This is a genomic window from Lentzea sp. CA-135723 (assembly GCF_050936595.1).
Classification (GTDB): Bacteria; Actinomycetota; Actinomycetes; order Mycobacteriales; family Pseudonocardiaceae; genus Lentzea.
On the sequence record NZ_JBNJMK010000001.1, the window covers coordinates 3430400 to 3447518 of the forward strand.

Annotated in this window: 12 protein-coding genes; 7 read left to right on the plus strand and 5 right to left on the minus strand. The window is 68.6% G+C overall.

Features of this window, described 5'->3' with window-relative positions:
- Positions 1–22 precede the first annotated feature (22 nt).
- The 3 genes from ACQEU1_RS14825 (at position 23) to secA2 (ending at position 6703) form a co-directional block, all read left to right on the plus strand.
- The gene (locus ACQEU1_RS14825; protein ID WP_433200950.1) at positions 23–3001 is read left to right on the plus strand and encodes a carboxyl transferase domain-containing protein; all 2979 of its coding nucleotides are present in this window, start codon (positions 23–25) and stop codon (positions 2999–3001) included.
- 9 nt (positions 3002–3010) lie between these two features.
- Complete coding sequence (locus ACQEU1_RS14830; RefSeq protein ID WP_433200953.1) at positions 3011–4312, plus strand: MFS transporter; 1302 nt, start codon at positions 3011–3013, stop codon at positions 4310–4312.
- A gap of 105 nt (positions 4313–4417) precedes the next feature.
- On the plus strand, positions 4418–6703 hold the full coding sequence (gene secA2, locus ACQEU1_RS14835; RefSeq protein WP_433200956.1) for an accessory Sec system translocase SecA2: 2286 nt from the start codon (positions 4418–4420) through the stop codon (positions 6701–6703).
- A gap of 3 nt (positions 6704–6706) precedes the next feature.
- Here secA2 and ACQEU1_RS14840 read toward each other — a convergent pair whose 3' ends face one another.
- The 5 genes from ACQEU1_RS14840 to ACQEU1_RS14860 form a co-directional block, all read right to left on the minus strand.
- Positions 6707–6976, minus strand: a complete 270-nt coding sequence (locus tag ACQEU1_RS14840) for a hypothetical protein (RefSeq protein WP_433211506.1) — start codon at positions 6974–6976, stop codon at positions 6707–6709.
- Positions 6977–7019: 43 nt separating this feature from the next.
- The gene (locus ACQEU1_RS14845; RefSeq protein WP_433200959.1) at positions 7020–8132 is read right to left on the minus strand and encodes an aromatic ring-hydroxylating oxygenase subunit alpha; all 1113 of its coding nucleotides are present in this window, start codon (positions 8130–8132) and stop codon (positions 7020–7022) included.
- Positions 8129–9226, minus strand: coding sequence for an N-methyl-L-tryptophan oxidase (gene solA, locus ACQEU1_RS14850; protein ID WP_433200962.1), 1098 nt, complete (start codon positions 9224–9226; stop codon positions 8129–8131). Before solA ends, ACQEU1_RS14845 begins: the two co-directional genes overlap by 4 nt.
- Positions 9223–11589, minus strand: coding sequence for a GcvT family protein (locus ACQEU1_RS14855; protein ID WP_433200965.1), 2367 nt, complete (start codon positions 11587–11589; stop codon positions 9223–9225). Before ACQEU1_RS14855 ends, solA begins: the two co-directional genes overlap by 4 nt.
- Before the next feature lie 233 nt (positions 11590–11822).
- Positions 11823–12593, minus strand: coding sequence for an IclR family transcriptional regulator (locus ACQEU1_RS14860; RefSeq protein WP_433200968.1), 771 nt, complete (start codon positions 12591–12593; stop codon positions 11823–11825).
- 119 nt (positions 12594–12712) lie between these two features.
- Between ACQEU1_RS14860 and ACQEU1_RS14865 the strand changes: the two genes are divergently transcribed.
- From ACQEU1_RS14865 to ACQEU1_RS14880, 4 genes are all read left to right on the plus strand, one after another.
- Positions 12713–13033: a bifunctional 3-phenylpropionate/cinnamic acid dioxygenase ferredoxin subunit gene (locus ACQEU1_RS14865; RefSeq protein WP_433200971.1), complete on the plus strand. Its 321-nt coding sequence runs from the start codon at positions 12713–12715 to the stop codon at positions 13031–13033.
- A complete protein-coding gene (locus tag ACQEU1_RS14870) occupies positions 13030–14133 on the plus strand; it encodes an NAD(P)/FAD-dependent oxidoreductase (protein ID WP_433200974.1) in 1104 nt (367 codons plus the stop codon). The genes ACQEU1_RS14865 and ACQEU1_RS14870 overlap by 4 nt, the downstream gene beginning before the upstream one ends.
- A gap of 80 nt (positions 14134–14213) precedes the next feature.
- Entirely contained in the window at positions 14214–15653 is a 1440-nt protein-coding gene (locus ACQEU1_RS14875) for an aldehyde dehydrogenase family protein (RefSeq protein ID WP_433200977.1), read from the plus strand.
- Complete coding sequence (locus tag ACQEU1_RS14880) at positions 15650–17119, plus strand: GMC family oxidoreductase (protein WP_433200980.1); 1470 nt, start codon at positions 15650–15652, stop codon at positions 17117–17119. The genes ACQEU1_RS14875 and ACQEU1_RS14880 overlap by 4 nt, the downstream gene beginning before the upstream one ends.

Below are 17119 nucleotides of genomic sequence, written 5' to 3' on the forward strand. Positions count from 1 at the left end.
GCGGTCGCTCAGGAGGTCGCCCGTGCTGCTCGTCGCCAACCGGGGTGAGGTGGCCGTCCGCGTGCTGCGCGCTGCGGCTGACCTGGGGATTCGCACCGTGGCGGTGTACGCGGAGGACGACGCCTCCTCGCTCCACGTGTCGCTGGCGGACCGGGCCGTGGCCCTGCACGGGCCCGCGCCGTACCTGGACGTGGATCAGCTGGTGGCCGCCGCCGAGGGGTGCGTGGCGGTGCATCCGGGGTGGGGTTTTCTGTCCGAGAACGCGTCGTTCGCCCGGGCGTGTTCGGCGGCCGGGCTCACCTTCGTCGGGCCGTCCGCTGACGTTCTGGAGTTGCTCGGTGACAAGCGGCGAGCGCGGGAACTGGCTGCGTCACTGGGGATTCCGGTGCTGGACGCCGCGCCCGGTGAGTTCCCGGTCATGGTGAAGGCCGTCGCCGGGGGTGGCGGCAAGGGCATGCGGGCCGTGCACTCGGCCGCCGATCTGGACGCGGCCGTCGAGGCGTGCCGCGCGGAGGCGTTGGCGGCGTTCGGGGTTCCGGACGTCTACCTGGAACGGCTGATGCCGTCTGCCCGGCACATCGAGGTGCAGCTCGTCGGGACGTCCGTGATCGGCGACCGCGACTGCTCTTTGCAGGTCCGGCATCAGAAGGTCGTGGAGATCGCGCCCGCTCCCCTGCTCGACCCGGTGCTGCGCAAGGCGTTGCACTCCGCCGCCGTGTCGCTGGCTTCCGCCGCCGGGTTCACCGGGGTCGGGACCGTGGAGTTCCTGGTGTCCGGGGACTCCTACGCGTTCCTGGAGGTCAACCCGCGGCTCCAGGTCGAGCACACGGTGACCGAGATGGTGTCCGGAGTGGACCTCGTCCGGACGCAGTTGCTGCTGGCGTGGGGAGGCGACGTCGACTACACGCCTCTGGACCGCGGCGCCGCCGTGCAGGTGCGACTGAACCAGACTTCGGGCGGGGTGCTCTCGGCTTTCGGGCTGCCTGCCGGGCCGGGGGTGCGCGTCGACACGCACGGGTACGTCGGCTACCGGGTCGGGACCGCCTATGACGGCCTGCTGGCGAAGCTCGTGGTGCACGGCGAGGACCTGGACGTCGCGCTGAACCGGGCGCGGCGGGCGCTGGGCGAGTTCTCGGTGTCCGGCGTGTCCACGAACCTGGAGTTCCTGAAGTCGTTGCTGGCCCAGGACATCGTCGGCGCCACCACGGACTTCGCCGCCACCTCGCCGGATTCGGGTCAGCGCGCTCCGCTGGCCGGGACGGTGGTGGCGGTGTCCGAGGACTCCGTCGTGCTGGAAGCGATGAAGATGCAGCACGTCGTGCGGGTGTCCGGCGACGTGCTGGTGTCGGTGGGCGACACGGTGGCCGAGGGCCAGGTGCTCGCGTCCGGCGCCGGCGAGTCCACAGAGGACGTTGCACTCGCGGATCCCGCACACGTCCGGCCGGACCTGGCCGAGGTGCTGGCGCGGCATGACTTCTCACGCCCGGAGGCCGAGGCGCGACGGCACGCGCGGGGCGGGCGGACCGCGCGCGAGAACATCGCCGACCTCTGCTCTTCGTTCGTCGAGTACGGCGGCCTCGCGATCGCCGCGCAGCGCCAGCGTCGTTCCGTGGAAGACCTGATCGAACGCACACCCGCAGATGGCCTCGTCGCTGGCATCGGCGTCGTGAACGGCTCACGGATCGTGGCGATGTCCTACGACTACGCGGTCCTCGCCGGCACCCAGGGCCTGCGCAACCACCAGAAGAAGGACCGCCTGTTCGCGTTGGCGCAGCAGGAGAACCTGCCAGTGGTGCTGTTCGCCGAGGGTGGTGGCGGCCGGCCCGGCGACACCGACCACAGCATGGTGAGCGGCCTGGACTGCGGCTCGTTCCACGCGTTCGCCCAGCTGAGCGGGCAGGTGCCGCTGGTGGGCGTGGTGGCGGGACGGTGCTTCGCGGGCAACGCGGTGCTGCTGGGCACGTGCGACGTGATCATCGCGGTGGAGGGCGCGAACATCGGCATGGGTGGCCCGGCGATGATCGAGGGCGGCGGGCTGGGGGTGTTCCGGCCGGAGGACATCGGCCCGCTGGACGTGCAGGTGCCCAACGGCGTGGTGGACATCGCGGTGGCCTCGGAGGAGGAAGCCGTCGCGGTGGCGAAGAAGTACCTCTCGTACTTCCAAGCTGACACAGGCGTCCCCCGCGAAGGGGGACCCCTTGATTCAATTATCCCAGGCGACACCGACAATTCCTGGCGCTGCGCCGACCAGCGCCTCCTCCGCCACGCCATCCCCGAGAACCGCCTCCGCGCCTACGACATCCGCACCGTCATCGACACCCTCGCCGACACCGACAGCGTCCTCGAACTGCGCGCCGGCTTCGGCAAGGCCATCGTCACCGCCCTCGTCAGAGTCGAAGGCCGCCCCATCGCGCTGATCGCCAACGACCCGCGCGTCAACGGCGGCGCCATCGACGCCGACGCCGCCGACAAGTGCGCCCGCTTCCTCCAGCTCGCCGACGCCTTCGACCTCCCCGTCGTCAGCCTCACCGACACCCCGGGCTTCATGGTCGGCCCCGACGCCGAACGCACCGCCACCGTCCGCCACCTCACCCGCATGGTCGTGGCGGGCGCCAACCTGACCGTCCCCTTCGGACTCGTCGTCCTCCGCAAGGCCTACGGACTCGGCGCGCAGGCGATGGCCGGCGGATCCCTGAAGGTGCCGCGGTTCGCCATCTCCTGGCCCACCGGCGAGTTCGGCCCGATGGGCCTCGAAGGCGCCATCAAGCTCGGCTTCAAGAAGGAGCTCGACGCGATCGCGGACCCCGAGGAGCGCAAGCAGCGTTACGAGCAGATGGTCGCGATGGCCTACGAGCACGGCAAAGCCCTCAACGTCGCCTCGGTCTTCGAGATCGACGACGTGATCGACCCGGCCGACACGCGCCGCTGGATCGCCACGGCGCTGGCCCCCTCGACTTCCCGCCGAGAAGGGAAGAAACGCCCGTTCATCGACACGTGGTGAGGAGTTTCCGTGGTCAGTGTCGCCCCTGCGGAAAAGAAGACCCTGCGCAGGCTCATGGCAGCTGGACTCGTTGGTTCATCTCTTGAGTGGTACGACTTCTTCATCTACGCGACAGCCGCGGCCCTGGTGTTCCCCAAGTTGTTCTTCCCGGAGGCGACGCCGATCGTGGCGTTGCTGCTCAGTTTCAGCACGTTCTGGGCGGGCTTCATCGCGCGTCCCGTCGGCGGCCTGGTGTTCGGGCACGTCGGCGACAAGGTCGGCCGCAAGCCGGCGTTGGTGATCTGCCTGGCGTTGATGGCCGGCGCGACGTTCCTCATCGGCCTGCTGCCGACGACGGCGACGCTCGGGGTCGGGGCGCCGTTGCTGCTCGTGCTGCTGCGGTTCCTGCAGGGCATCGCGGTCGGCGGGCAGTGGGGCGGCGTCGTCCTGCTGCTCACGGAGTCGGCGGGGCCGCGCAAACGCGGCTTCGCGGGCACGTTCGGGCAGGCCGGTGTGCCGATCGGCGTGTTGCTGGGCAACGTCGCGTTCATCGGTGCGACGACCTCTCTCTCGCCGGAGGCCTTCGCGTCGTGGGGCTGGCGGGTGCCGTTCCTGGCCTCAGCCCTTCTCTTCCCCGTGGTGCTGTTCATCCAGCTCAAGGTCGAGGACAGCCCGGTGTTCAAGGAGATGGCCGAACGCCGCGCGAACGCACCGGCGGTCACCCACGCACCGCTGAAGGAGGCGCTCCGGACGCACCGCAAGCCGATCCTGCTCGGCGCGGGACTGATGTTCGCGTCCAACGCCATCTTCTACGTGTCGATCGCGGGCGTGCTGTCGTACGCGACCACGACGCTCGGGCTGAGCCGCGAGTCGGTGCTGGTCGTGAGCCTGCTGTCGTCGCTGGTGAGCATCCCGGTGATCCTCTACGCCGGACACCTGAGCGACCGGATGGGACGGCGGCCGCTGATCATCGCGGGCACCGTCGGACTGATCGTGTGGGCGTTCCCGTACTTCCTGCTCGTGGACACGGGCTCGCTCGTGATGCTGTTCATCGCGTCCACGGTCGGTGGCATCGCCTCCTCTCTCGTGTACGGGCCGATCGCCGCCTACCTGGGTGAACTGTTCGAGCCGCACGTGCGGTACTCGGGCGCCTCTCTCGCGTACCAGCTGGCGTCGATCCTGGTCAGCGGCGGCACGCCGTTCGTGATGACGGCACTGCTGGGCGCGACCGGCACGTCGATGTCCGTGTCGGCGTTCCTGCTGGTCATGGGCCTGTGCACGCTCGTGTCGGTGATCAAGCTGCCGGAGACCCACCAGCCGGAACGGGCCTGATCAGAGGCTGTGTTGGTGTGTGAAGGCCCGACCTAAGCGACAAATCGGGCCTTCACAGTCAAGACCTCTGCGGAACCTGGACGCGATGCCGTACGTTGGCGCGTCGTGACCACTCTCATGGCGCGCTTGAAGCAGCGGATGCGCAGGTTCGCGCAGAAACCGGGCTCTGTCGACCTCGCCCCGTTCCAGGCCTTGCTCTCGGACGTGGAGAAACACGCGGACGCCTTCAAGGCGTTCAGCGACGAGGAGCTCACGGCCCACGCCACAAAGCTGCGCGAGGAGAGCACGGACACCGAGCTCGTCGCCCTCACGCGTGAGGCGGCCGAGCGCGCCATCGGGCAACGTCCGTTCGACGTCCAGGTGCTCGGCGCGCTGGGCATGCTGAGCGGGCTCGTGGTCGAGATGGCGACCGGTGAGGGCAAGACGCTCGCGGGCGCCATGGCCGCGGCCGGGTTCGCGATCAAGGGCAAGCGCGTCCACGTGGTCAGCGTCAACGACTACCTCGCCCAGCGCGACGCCGAGTGGATGGGGCCGCTGTACGCGCTCCTGGGCGTTCGCGTCGGCTGGATCAACGGCAGCTCGAAGGCCGAGGAGCGCCGCGAGGCCTACCAGTGCGAGGTCACGTACGCGCCGGTCAGCGAGATCGGCTTCGACATCCTGCGCGACCGGATCGTCACCCGCGAGGACGACCTGATCGTCCCCGAGCCGCAGGTGGCGCTCATCGACGAGGCCGACTCGGTGCTCGTCGACGAGGCGCGCGTGCCGCTCGTGCTCGCCGGCTCCACCAGCGCGGAGGCGGCCGACCCCGTCATCGCCGACCTGGTCAAGCGGCTGCGGCAGAACCTGCACTACGAGATCGACGACGAGGAGCGCAACGTCTTCCTCACCGGTGCGGGCTCCGAGGCCGTGGAACGCGCGCTCGGCGAGATCGACCTGTACTCGCAGGAGCACGTGACGTCCACGCTGTCGAAGGTCAACGTGGCGCTGCACGCGCAGGTGCTGCTGCACCGCGACGTCGACTACATCGTGCGCGACGGCAAGGTGCACCTGATCAACGACACGCGCGGCCGCGTCGCGAAGCTCCAGCGCTGGCCGGACGGCCTGCAGGCCGCGGTCGAGGCCAAGGAGAACGTCCAGACCACCGAGTCCGGCGAGATCCTCGACTCGATGACGGTGCAGGCGCTGCTCTCGCGCTACCCGACGCGCTGCGGCATGACCGGTACGGCCGTGGCCGTCGCCGAGACGCTGCGGGAGTTCTACGAGCTCGAGGTGCTCGTGATCCCGCCGAACAAGGAGAACATCCGCGAGGACGAGCACTTCCGCCTCTACGCGACGCTGGAGCAGAAGGAAGACGCGATCGTCGAGGAGATCAAGACGATCCACGAGACGGGCCGCCCGATCCTCGTCGGCACGCTCGACGTCGCCGAGTCCGAGCGCATCTCCTCGAAGCTGCGCGCCGCGGACATCGAGTGCGTGGTGCTGAACGCGAAGAACGACGCCGAGGAGGCGTCGATCATCGCGGACGCCGGCTCGTACCAGCGCATCACGGTCTCCACGCAGATGGCCGGTCGCGGCACGGACATCCGCCTCGGCGGCCACGAGGGCGAGGACCACGACCGGATCGCCGAGCTCGGCGGCCTGTACGTGATCGGCTCTGGCCGGCACTCGTCGTCCCGCCTGGACGACCAGCTGCGCGGCCGTGCCGGACGCCAGGGCGACCCCGGCGGCTCGGTGTTCTTCTCGTCCATGCAGGACGAGCTGATCACGCAGTACGCGCCGGACGCCGAGGACCCGTCCGAAGTGGACAACGACGGCCGCGTGCACGACAAGGGCCTGCTGCACACCTTCGAGCACGCGCAGCGCGTGGCCGAGGGCGTGAACCTGGAGATCCACCGCAACACCTGGCGCTACAACAAGCTCATCGAGCACCAGCGCGACATCCTGCTCAAGCACCGCGACGTCGTGCTGAAGACCGACGCGGCGTTCGAGAAGGTCGGCGAGAAGGAGGGCGTGTCCGACGAGGTGGCGTCCGACGCCGCCCGCAAGATCACGCTGTTCTTCCTCGACGACCTGTGGACGCACCACCTGACGTTCCTGTCGGACCTGCGCGAGGGCATCCACCTGCGCGCGCTGGCGCGGCAGAACCCGCTGGACGAGTTCCACCGCGAGGCCATCCCGGCGTTCAACAAGATCGTGCCGGAGTCGTGGGAGCTCACCACCGAGAAGTACGAGGCGGCCAAGATCACCGACGACGGCTACGACCTCGCCGACGCCGGGGTGAAGCGCCCAAGCTCGACGTGGACGTACCTGGTGCACGACAACCCGTTCGGCTCCGGTCTCGAGGAGTCGATGAAGGGTCTCGTGAAGATGGTGCGCGGACAGCGCCGCTGACGGCTACAACTTCCCGGGGACGACGAGGTCGTCCGCCGGTCTCGCGGGCCGGGGCAACGCCCCGGCCCGTCTCGTCTCCGCTGCCGTCGCGGTGGTCATCTCCTCGGAGAGGGCTCTGATCTCGGCCAGGATGTCGAGGTGCTCCTGCGACGGCGGTGGCCCCACGAAGTTGGACCTGTTGTGCGCCGTCCGTTCCGCCCGCTCGGCCAGCAGCCTGATGCGGCGGAGGAGATCGTGCTCCCCTTCCGGGAGCAAGAAGTCGTTCTGCTCCATCACCCGTGCCAGCTTTCGCGTGCACAGGTGACCCGTCGATCCCCTAGTCGGCTGATTCGAGTTTCTGGATGAGCCAGGCGTGGAAACCGCCGATGTGGTGCTCCGACGGCACCAGCACTCCGCCCTGCGCGTAGGCGCGCGAAGCCATGGCGGGCTGGCATCGCTCGCAGGCTTCGAAGTCCTGTTCGTTCACCCGGTGGAACAGCTCGACCGAGCGAGAGACGTCACGGCCGGTGTCCACGACTTCCTTGGCGTAGAGCCAATCGCACTCGACGATCGTCCTGTCCGCGGCCATCGGGTACATCCGGTGCAGGATCACGTGGTCCGGCACGAGGTTGATGAACACCTGCGGTTTGATCGTGATGGCGTAGTACTTCCTGTCGCGTTCCTCTTCCAGGGCGGACAGTTTCTCGAACCCCTCACCGCCGTCCACGGTGAAACCCTGGATCTCCTCGCCGAACTCGGCGCCGTGCCCGACGTAGTACTGGGCCGCGTAGCCGTCCGCGAACTCCGGCAGCACCTCGGTGAGCTCGGGGTGGATCGTCGCGCAGTGGTAGCACTCCATGAAGTTCTCGATGATCAGCTTCCAGTTGGCCTTGACGTCGTAGGTGATCCTGCGACCCACGGACAGCCGGTCGATCTCGTAGCCGTCGATCCCTTCGAGCGTGCCCAAACGTTCGGTGACGGCACTGAGGACGTCGTCCTCGAAGCTCGGAGGTTCGTCGGCGAGGTTCACCCACACGTACCCGAGCCACTCGCGGAGGTGCACCTTCGCGAGTCCGTACTCAACGCGATCGACGTCCGGCATAGAGGTGAGATTGGGTGCGGCGATCAGGTTTCCGTCCAACGCGTACGTCCAGGCGTGGTAAGGGCACTGGAACGCCCGTTTGACCGTGCCGGCGTCCTCGACGCAGATGCGCGCGCCACGGTGCCGGCAGACGTTCAGGAACGCGTTGAGGGCGCCCTTGCGGTCCCGCGCGATGAGCACGCTCTCCCGCCCGACCTGCACCGTGCGGAAGTCGCCGGCGTTCGGCAGGTCCGCCGACCGGACCGCGCAGAACCACATCTTCTCGAAGATGAAGGCCTGCTCCCGCACGAAGATCGCGGGGTCGGTGTAGTAGCGGCCCTCAAGGGTGGAGATCAGGCTGCCGGTCATGCTCCGCCTCTCAAGCGAGCAGGGTCGAACAGGGCGATCGGGTGCCGCGTGGCCCCGTCGATCGTGAGGTCGGCGAGGATCTCGCCGACGACGGGCACGAACTTGAACCCGTGCCCCGAGAAGCCGCACGCCACCGTCACGCCCTCGTCGCGCGCGATCACGAAGTTCCGGTCGGCGGTGTTGGTGTACATGCAGGTGGCGGCCCGCTGGAAGGTGCCGGCGACGGCGGGCATGGGCTGGGTGACGGCGGTGGTGATCGCCTCGATCTCGTGGGCGTGCACGGTGCGGTCGATCGTCTCGGGCGTGCAGATCTGGCCGCCGGTGTGGAACGCGACCTTGACCGCGCCGTCGTGCTCGGGGAAGCCGTAGAACATGGTGCCGTCGGCGCGGTCCCAGATGTAGATGGGGTAGCCCGCAAGGCTCTCGGCCGGGGTGAAGTAGTACTGCACCTGTCGTTCGACCTCGAACGGGACTTCCAGGTGTGCCAGCAGGTCCGGCGCCCACGGCCCTGGGCAGACGACGACGTGGTCGGCCTCGTAGGTGCCGAGCGGGGTGGTGACCTTGCCCGGCTCCCAGTGCGTCACCGGCTCCTCGAAGTGGAGTTCGGCGCCTGCCTGTTCGGCGAGCCGGAGATGGGCCGTCACGGACGTCTCGGGCACCACGAAGCCCGCGCCCGGTTCGTACAGGCCGATCTCGTCGTCGAGCGGGCGGAGCGCCGGGAAGCGCGTGCGGATTTGGGACGCGTCGAGCAGCTCGTGTTTCAGACCGAACTGCTCGACGCTCGCCCGGCTACCCGTGATGGCGCCGCTGTCCTGGGGCCCGACGATGAGGCCGCCGACGCGGTGGAAGATCTGCTCGCCGCTGTCGTGCTCGATCTGGTCCCACATCTCGTGGGCGCGCAGCATCAGCGGCACGTAGGCGGGGTCCTCGATGTAGGCCTGGCGGGTGATCCGCGAGCCGCCGTGGCTGGAGCCCTGGGCGTGGGCGGGCGTGAACTTCTCCAGGCCCAGCACGCGTTTGCCGCGCTGGGCGAGCCGGTAGGCGGCGGCGCTGCCCATGCCGCCGAGCCCGATCACGATGACGTCGTAGCTCATCCGCGCAGCCTCTTCATCTCGGGATCGAACAACGGCTCGGCCGCCGGGCGGGCGGTGACGCGCTGCCCGAAGTACTCGATCTCGACCTCGTCCTCGATCTCGCTGGGCAGCCAGGCGTAGGCGATGTTGAGGCCGGTCGTGTAGCCGTAGGCGGCGCTGGTGACGTAGCCGACCGGTTCTCCTTGGTGGAACACGGGTTCGCTGCCCAGCACGACGCTGTGCGGGTCGTCGATGGTGAGGCAGGTGAGCTTCTTGGTGGACGTCAGGTTGTGCAGCGAGCCCTTGCCGAGGAACTCCTTGTCCTGGCGCACCGCGAAACCCAGGCCCGCCTCGAACGGGTCGTGCTCGGTCGTGACGTCCGTGCCCCACGACCGGTAGCCCTTCTCCAGGCGCAGGCTGTTGAAGGCGCCGCGCCCGGCCGCGATGACGCCGTGCCGCTGCCCGGCCTCCCAGAGCGTGTCCCACAGCTTCGGGCCGAGGTCGGCGGTGGTGTAGAGCTCCCAGCCGAGTTCGCCCACGTAGGACAGTCGCAGCGCGGTCACCGGGACGTTCTTGATGAACGCCTGCTGCGCGGTGAAGTAGCCCTTGCTCACGTCGAGGGTGTGCGGGAGGTCGTTGACCAGGTCGCGGGCGAGCGGGCCCCACAGGCCGATGCAGCACGTTCCGGCGGTGATGTCCCGGATGAACACGTCGTCGGGCGCGTGCCGGGCGAGCCAGTCGAGGTCGAGGTTGCCGTTGGCGCCGACCTGGAACGTGGCCGGGCCGAGCCGGGCGATGGTGAGGTCGCTGCGCACGCCGCCCTGTTCGTCCAGCAGCAGCGTGTAGACGACGGCGCCGGGCTTGCGCTTGAGGTTGTTGGTGGTCATGCGGTGCAGGAACTCCAACGCTCCCGGCCCGCTGACCTCCAGCCGTTTCAACGGGGTCATGTCGAACAGGGCGACCCGCTTGCGCGTCACCAGCGCCTCTGCGCCGCAGATCGGTGACCAGTAGCGGCTCGCCCAGTCACCTCGCGTCGGCACCTCGGCGACCTCGGGCAGGTCCGCGTTGGCCTCGTACCAGTGCGGGCGCTCCCAGCCGGACGCCTCCAGGAAGAACGCGCCGAGGGCCTGCTGGCGTTCGTAGAACGGGCTGGTGCGGATCGGACGCGGGCTTTCCATGGGTTGCAACGGGTGCAGCACGTCGTAGACCTCGACGAAGTTCTGGCAGCTGCGTTCCAGCACGTAGTCCGGCGCCAGCTGCACCTGCTCGAACCTGTTGAGGTCGCTCGAGTGCAGGTCCAGCTCCGGCTGGCCGTCCACGATCCACTCGGCCATCGACCGCGCGACGCCGGCGGAGTGCGTGATCCACACGGCCTCGGCGACCCAGAAGCCCCGCAGGCCGGGGTGTTCGCCCAGCAACGGCATCCCGTCGCTGGTGAACGAGAACAGCCCGTTGAAGCCGTGGTCGACGCCTGCCTCGGCGAGTGCCGGGATCAGGTCGACCGCCGCCTCCCAGGACGCCTCGAAGTCCTCCTTGGTGAACGGCAGCTCGGACGCGGTGATGTCACGTGCGGCGATGGGCATCGGCTTGTGCCCGTACGCGCCGATGCCGATCGACCTGCCGTGCGCGCGGAAGTACAGGTCGGCTTCCTGGTGCCGCAGGATCGGCTGCCGCGCCAACGCCTCGGCGTCCGCGTTGAGCGACCCGGTGAACACGTACTGGTGCGCCATCGGCACGAGCGGCACGGTCAGCCCGGCCATCTCGCCCAGCACCGGCCCCCACATGCCCGCGCACGAGACGACGATGTCGGCGCCGAACACGTCGGTCTCGGTCCGCACACCGGTGACCCGGTCGCCCGCCGTCTCGACCGCGACGACCTTCTGCCCGAACACGAACCGGGCCCCGCGCTGGATCGCCCTGCCCGCCTGGATCTCGGCGGCCCTGACCGGCGCCGCGAGGCCGTCGCCCGGGATCAGGAACCCGCCGAGCACCTGCTCGCGGTCGAGGAGCGGGTGCAGCCGCGCGACCTCGTCCGCGTCGATCAGCCGGCTCGGCACGCCCCACGACGTGGCCCAGCCGTGCCGGCGGCTGAGGTCCGCGAGGCGTTCCGGCGAGGTCGCGATCTCCAGGCCGCCGATCTGGTCGAAGCACCCCAGCGCGGTGTACTTCTCGACGGTGTAGCGGGCGAACGCCGTCATGCTGCGGCAGGAGTTGGTCTGGAACACCAGGCCGGGCGCGTGCCCGCTGGACCCGCCGACCGCGAGGCCTGCCGCCTGGTCGAGCACCGTGACGTCGGTGAAGCCTCTTTCGGTGAGCTCGTCGGCCAGCGCGCATCCGACGATCCCCGCCCCCACGAGCACCACGCGCGGCACTTCACCAGGCATCAGGACACCCCTTCGCCACAGTTGCGGTCACCAGAACTCGTTCCGCTATCAGCAACAAACTGCGGTCAGGGGCCCTAGCTGTCAATACCGCCGTTCGCGCGATCAGCACGCGACGGACCGTGAAACCGGATGAACGGGGAGGTTCGGCCGCGAGCCGTGACGAATCATCGGCGGAGGGAGGCGCGCAGCCGGAGGTCGAGCGCCTCGCCCCGGACGACCTCTCCGTTCCGGGATCAGCCCGCGAAGTAGCCCAGCTGGGCCGAGAGCTCCTGGGCGGCCGTCGACATCGCGGGCACGATCTCCTCGACCCGTTCCCGCGACAGCCGGTACGACGGACCGGACGCGCTCATCGCCGCCACCACCTCGCCGCGGTGCCCGCGCACCGGGACGGCCACGGCGTGCAGGCCGAGTTCGAGCTCCTCGAAGCAGGCCGCGTAGCCCTTGGCCGCGACGTCCTCCAGCTCGGTCAGCAGCCGTGCGGCTTCCACGACCGTGTTCTCGGTGTAGGCGTCGAGCGGCAGCGACGCGAGGCGCGTGCGTTCGGCGGTGGGCAGGTAGGCGAGCAGGACCTTGCCGGACGACGTGGCGTGCAACGGGGTGCGCTGGCCGATCCAGTTCACCGCCGAGACGGCCGCGGAGCCGCGGGCCTGGGTGATGTTGATGGCGACGCCGGCGTCGTGCACGGCGATGTTGACGGTCTCGCCGAACGAGTCGGCGAGGGTCTGGCAGACGGGCTGGCCCAGTTTGGTCAGGTCCATCCGCCCGGTTGCGGCGCCGGCGAGCCTGACCACGCCGAATCCGATGGCGTACTTGCCTCGTTCACCGAGCTGCTCCACCAGGCCGCGCGCCTCCAGCACGGAGACGAGTCTGGACACCGTGGACTTGTGCACGCCCAGCTCACCTGCGATTTCGGTGATGCCCGCCTCGCCTTGGGCGAGCAGTTCGAGCACGCTGATGGCCCTGTCCACGGACTGCACCTGAGCTGCCGAGTCGGAGTTGCTCATCGCGCAACAGTAATCGACAGGCAAAACAACCGGCTGGACTCTTGACGGCGGGTCGCGCGAGGCTCACATTGTGTTGCGTCATTCGGAACGTGTGCCGTGTTACGCAACGGAGGCCGACGATGATCCGCGCCTGCGCTCTCGTGGACCTGCCCCCAGGGGAGGCGGTTCGCATCGTCGGCCCTCACGCGCCGATAGCCCTCTTCAACGCCGACGGCGCCCTCTACGCCATCGACGACACGTGCACCCATCAGGACGCCTCGCTCAGCGAGGGGTGGCTGGAGGGGTGCTTCGTCGAGTGCCCGCTGCACGCCGCGAGCTTCGACCTGCGCACCGGCGTGCCGACGTGCCTGCCCGCCAAGAGACCCGTGAAGACCTATCCGGTTCTTGTGGAGGATGGAGTCGTCTATGTCGATGTCGAAGTGAACAAGGACGTGGCGTGAAGACGATCGCGATCATCGGTGCCTCCCTCGCCGGCCTCAGGTCGGCCCAGGCGCTGCGGCAGCAGGGGTTCGACGGGCGGATCGTCGTCGTCGGCGACGAGGTCCACCTCCCCTACGACCGGCCGCCGCTGTCGAAGGACTTCCTCCTCGGCAAGGTCGAGGCCGTGCCGCTCGCGGACCAGGAGGACCTCGACGCCGTCAACGCCGAGTGGCGCCTCGGCGTCAAGGCGACCGGTCTGCTTTCGACGCAGGAGGTCGCGCTCAGCGACGGCACCACGCTCGCGGCCGACGGCCTCGTCATCGCGACCGGCGGCCTGCCGCGCACGATCCCCGGCACGCACGTCCTGCGGACGCTGGACGACGCCGTCAAGCTCCGCGAGGCGTTCGGCACCGCGCAGCACGTCGGTGTCATCGGTGCCGGGTTCATCGGCGCGGAGATCGCGTCCAGTGCACGCGCACTCGGCAAGGACGTCACCGTCGTCGAAGCATTGCCCACGCCTCTCACACGTGTACTGGGTGCGGAGATGGGCACTGCATGTGGACATCTGCACGGCGACCATGGATCAACGTTGATTACCGGAATCAATGTTGATTCAGTCAACGTTGACGGCGGAATCAACCTCGCGGATGGACGTGTCGTCAATGCCGACGTGGTCGTCGCGGGCATCGGTACTCGTCCGGCAACGGACTGGTTGGCCGGCGGTCCCGTCAACATCGACAACGGTGTGCTGTGCGACGCGGGCGGCGTGACGAACGTGAAGAACATCGTCGCGGTCGGCGACGTCGCGAACTGCGCGGGACATCGCGCCGAGCACTGGACTTCCGCGACCGAGCAGGCGCAGGTTGCAACGCGCAACTTGCTGGCGGGCGAGACCGTCGCGACGCACACCTCGGGCGGTTACGTCTGGTCCGACCAGTACGGCGTGCGCATCCAGTTCATCGGACGGGCGACGAACGACGTTCGCGTCGAAGATGGGTCCATTGAAGACAGGAAGTTCGTCGCGACCTATCGAGACGGTGAGAACCCGGACGACATCGTTGGCATCGTGGCCATGAGCAACGCCCGGCTCTTCACCCGGCTCCGCCGGAATCTGAAGTAACGGTCGTCACGGTTTACCGCCGCCGGCGACCGGATATACCCGAGTGTCCTTCGTGGACACATGAACCAGGGAGGCAGTCCGTGTCGCCGGTGCGGCAGATCATCAACCCCTTCGACCAGAGCGTCATCACCGAGGTCGAGGAGCAGACCCGCGACCAGGCCCTCGCCGCGATCGCCAAGGCGCGTCACGCCTTCGACCACGGCGACTGGCAGCACTCGAGCCCCGAGCACCGCGCCGCCGTGCTGAACCACGTGGCGGACCTCCTGGAGCGCGACAAGGAGGACATCGCCCGCACCGAGACGCTCGACACCGGCAAGACGCTGGTGGAGAGCCGCATCGACGTGGACGACGTCGCCGCCGTGTTCCGCTACTACGGCAACCTCGCCGGCCTGCTGCACTCCAAGATCGTCCAGGGCGTGCCGGAGAACGTCATCAGCCGCATCGACTACGAACCGGTCGGCGTGTGCGGCATGATCGCCCCCTGGAACTACCCGCTGCTGCAGATCTCCTGGAAGATCGCGCCGGCGTTGCTGGCGGGCAACACGCTGGTGGCCAAGCCCAGTGAGATCACCCCGCTCAGCACCATCAAGCTGTTCGAGCTGATGAAGGAGGCCGGGCTGCCGGACGGCGTGGCGAACCTCGTCCTCGGCACCGGCCCCGAGGTCGGCGCGCCGCTGTCCGAGCACCCCGACGTCGACCTGATCTCGTTCACCGGCAGCCTCGCGACCGGCCAGCGGATCATGGCGTCGGCCGCGGGCACGGTGAAGAAGGTCGCGCTGGAACTCGGCGGCAAGAACCCGAACATCGTGTTCGCGGACGCCGACATCGACACCGCCGTCGACTACGCGCTCACCGCCGCGTTCTTCCACGCGGGCCAGGTCTGCTCGTCGGGCACGCGCCTGATCGTGCACACCGACATCTACGACGACTTCGTCGACGAGGTCGCGCGCCGGACCGATCTCATCAAGCTGGGCAACGGTTTCGACGAGGACACCGAGTCCGGTCCGCTCGTCTCCGCCGAGCACCGCGCGAAGGTCGAGAGCTACGTGGAGGTCGCGCGACGAGAAGGCGCGACCCTCAAGGCCGGCGGCAAGCGCCCGGACGAACCCGAGCTGCAGAACGGTTTCTTCTTCCGCCCCACCGTCTACGCGGACTGCACCAGGGACATGAAGCTGGTCCAGGACGAGACGTTCGGCCCGATCATCACGGCCGAGCGCTTCAGCTCCGAGGACGAGGCGATCATGCTGGGCAACGACACCGAGTACGGCCTCGCCGGCGGTGTCTGGAGCCAGGACCTGGAGAAGGCGCAGCGCGTCGCGAAGAAGCTGCGCCACGGCACGGTCTGGGTCAACGAGTTCGGCGCCTACCTGCCGCAGGCCGAGTGGGGCGGCTTCAAGCGCTCCGGCGTCGGCCGCGAGCTCGGCACCGCGGGCCTGCACGAGTACACCGAGCCCAAGCACGTGTACCAGAACCTCAAGCCTGAAGCCCAGAACTGGTTCGCGCGGAAGGACTCCAAGTGACCGCATATGACTACGTGATCGTCGGCGGCGGAACGGCGGGCTGCGTGCTCGCGGCACGGCTCACCGAAGACGAGAACGTCACGGTCGCGGTCATCGAGGGCGGCCCGTCCGACGTCGGCGACGAGAAGATCCTGAACCTGCGCAACTGGATCAACCTGCTCGAGACCGAGTACGACTACGACTACCCGACGGTCGAGCAGCCGCGCGGCAACTCGCACATCCGGCACAGCCGCGCGAAGGTGCTCGGCGGGTGTTCCAGCCACAACACGCTGATCTGCTTCCAGCCGCTGCCGCAGGACCTCGACGACTGGGGTCACGGCTGGACGTGGGACGCGCTCGGCCCGTACTGGGACAAGGTCCAGCTCAACATCATCCCGGTGGTGGAGAAGGACAGGAACCCGATCGCGAAGGACTTCGTGGCCGCCGCGCGGGAGGCCACCGGCGTCCCGGAGATCGACGACTTCAACGCGGAGCCGTTCCAGGACGGCGTCGGCTTCTTCTCCATCGCCTACCACCCGGAGAAGAACAACCAGCGGTCCAGCGCGTCCACCGCTTACGTGCACCCGATCCTGGAGCGCAAGAACCTGACGCTGCTCCTGAACACGTGGACGAGCAGGATCGAGTTCGACGGCACCCGCGCGATCGGCGTGCACACCGACAAGGGCTACATCGAGGCGAACAAAGAGGTTCTGCTCTGCGCGGGCGCGATCGACACGCCCCGGCTGCTGATGCTCTCGGGCGTCGGCGACGCGGAACACCTGAGCGGCATCGGCATCGAGCCGAGGCACGACCTGCCCGGTGTCGGCGAGAACCTGCTCGACCACCCGGAGTCGGTGATCGTGTGGGAGACCACGAAGCCGTTGCCGGAGAACTCGGTGATGGACTCCGACGCCGGCCTGTTCATCCGGCGTGACGAGTCCGACCCCAGGCCGGACCTGATGTTCCACTTCTACCAGATCCCGTTCACCACCAACACGGAACGCCTCGGCTACCCGGCGGTGGAGCACGGAGTCTGCATGACGCCGAACATCCCGCGCCCGCACAGCAAGGGCAGGCTGTGGCTGAAGTCCAGCGACCCCAACGAGAAGCCGCAGCTCGACTTCGGCTACTTCATGAACCCCGACGGCTACGACGAGCAGACGCTGGTCGACGGCTTCCGGATCGCGCGGAAGATCGCCGAGCAGGAGCCGCTCAAGTCGTGGCTCAAGCGGGAGATCGCGCCCGGACCGGACGTCACGAGCGACGAGGCCCTGTCGGAGTACGGCCGCAAGGCCGCCCACACCGTCTACCACCCCGCCGGCACGTGCGCCATCGGGTCCGTTGTGGACGGTGATCTGAAGGTCATCGGACTCGAAGGCCTCCGGGTCGTCGACGCGTCCGTCTTCCCCACCATGCCGACGGTGAACCCGATGGTCACCGTTCTCATGATCGGAGAACGCGCCGCGGACCTGATCAAGGAGGCGTGA

Excerpts from the sequence above, each read along its gene's own strand:
- ACQEU1_RS14840 (WP_433211506.1), bottom strand. The coding sequence starts at position 6,976 with ATGGAGCAGAACGACTTCTTGCTCCCGGAAGGGGAGCACGATCTCCTC.
- solA (WP_433200962.1), bottom strand. The coding sequence starts at position 9,226 with ATGAGCTACGACGTCATCGTGATCGGGCTCGGCGGCATGGGCAGCGCC.
- ACQEU1_RS14860 (WP_433200968.1), bottom strand. The coding sequence starts at position 12,593 with ATGAGCAACTCCGACTCGGCAGCTCAGGTGCAGTCCGTGGACAGGGCC.
- ACQEU1_RS14845 (WP_433200959.1), bottom strand. The coding sequence starts at position 8,132 with ATGACCGGCAGCCTGATCTCCACCCTTGAGGGCCGCTACTACACCGAC.
- ACQEU1_RS14855 (WP_433200965.1), bottom strand. The coding sequence starts at position 11,589 with ATGCCTGGTGAAGTGCCGCGCGTGGTGCTCGTGGGGGCGGGGATCGTC.
- ACQEU1_RS14865 (WP_433200971.1), top strand. The coding sequence starts at position 12,713 with ATGATCCGCGCCTGCGCTCTCGTGGACCTGCCCCCAGGGGAGGCGGTT.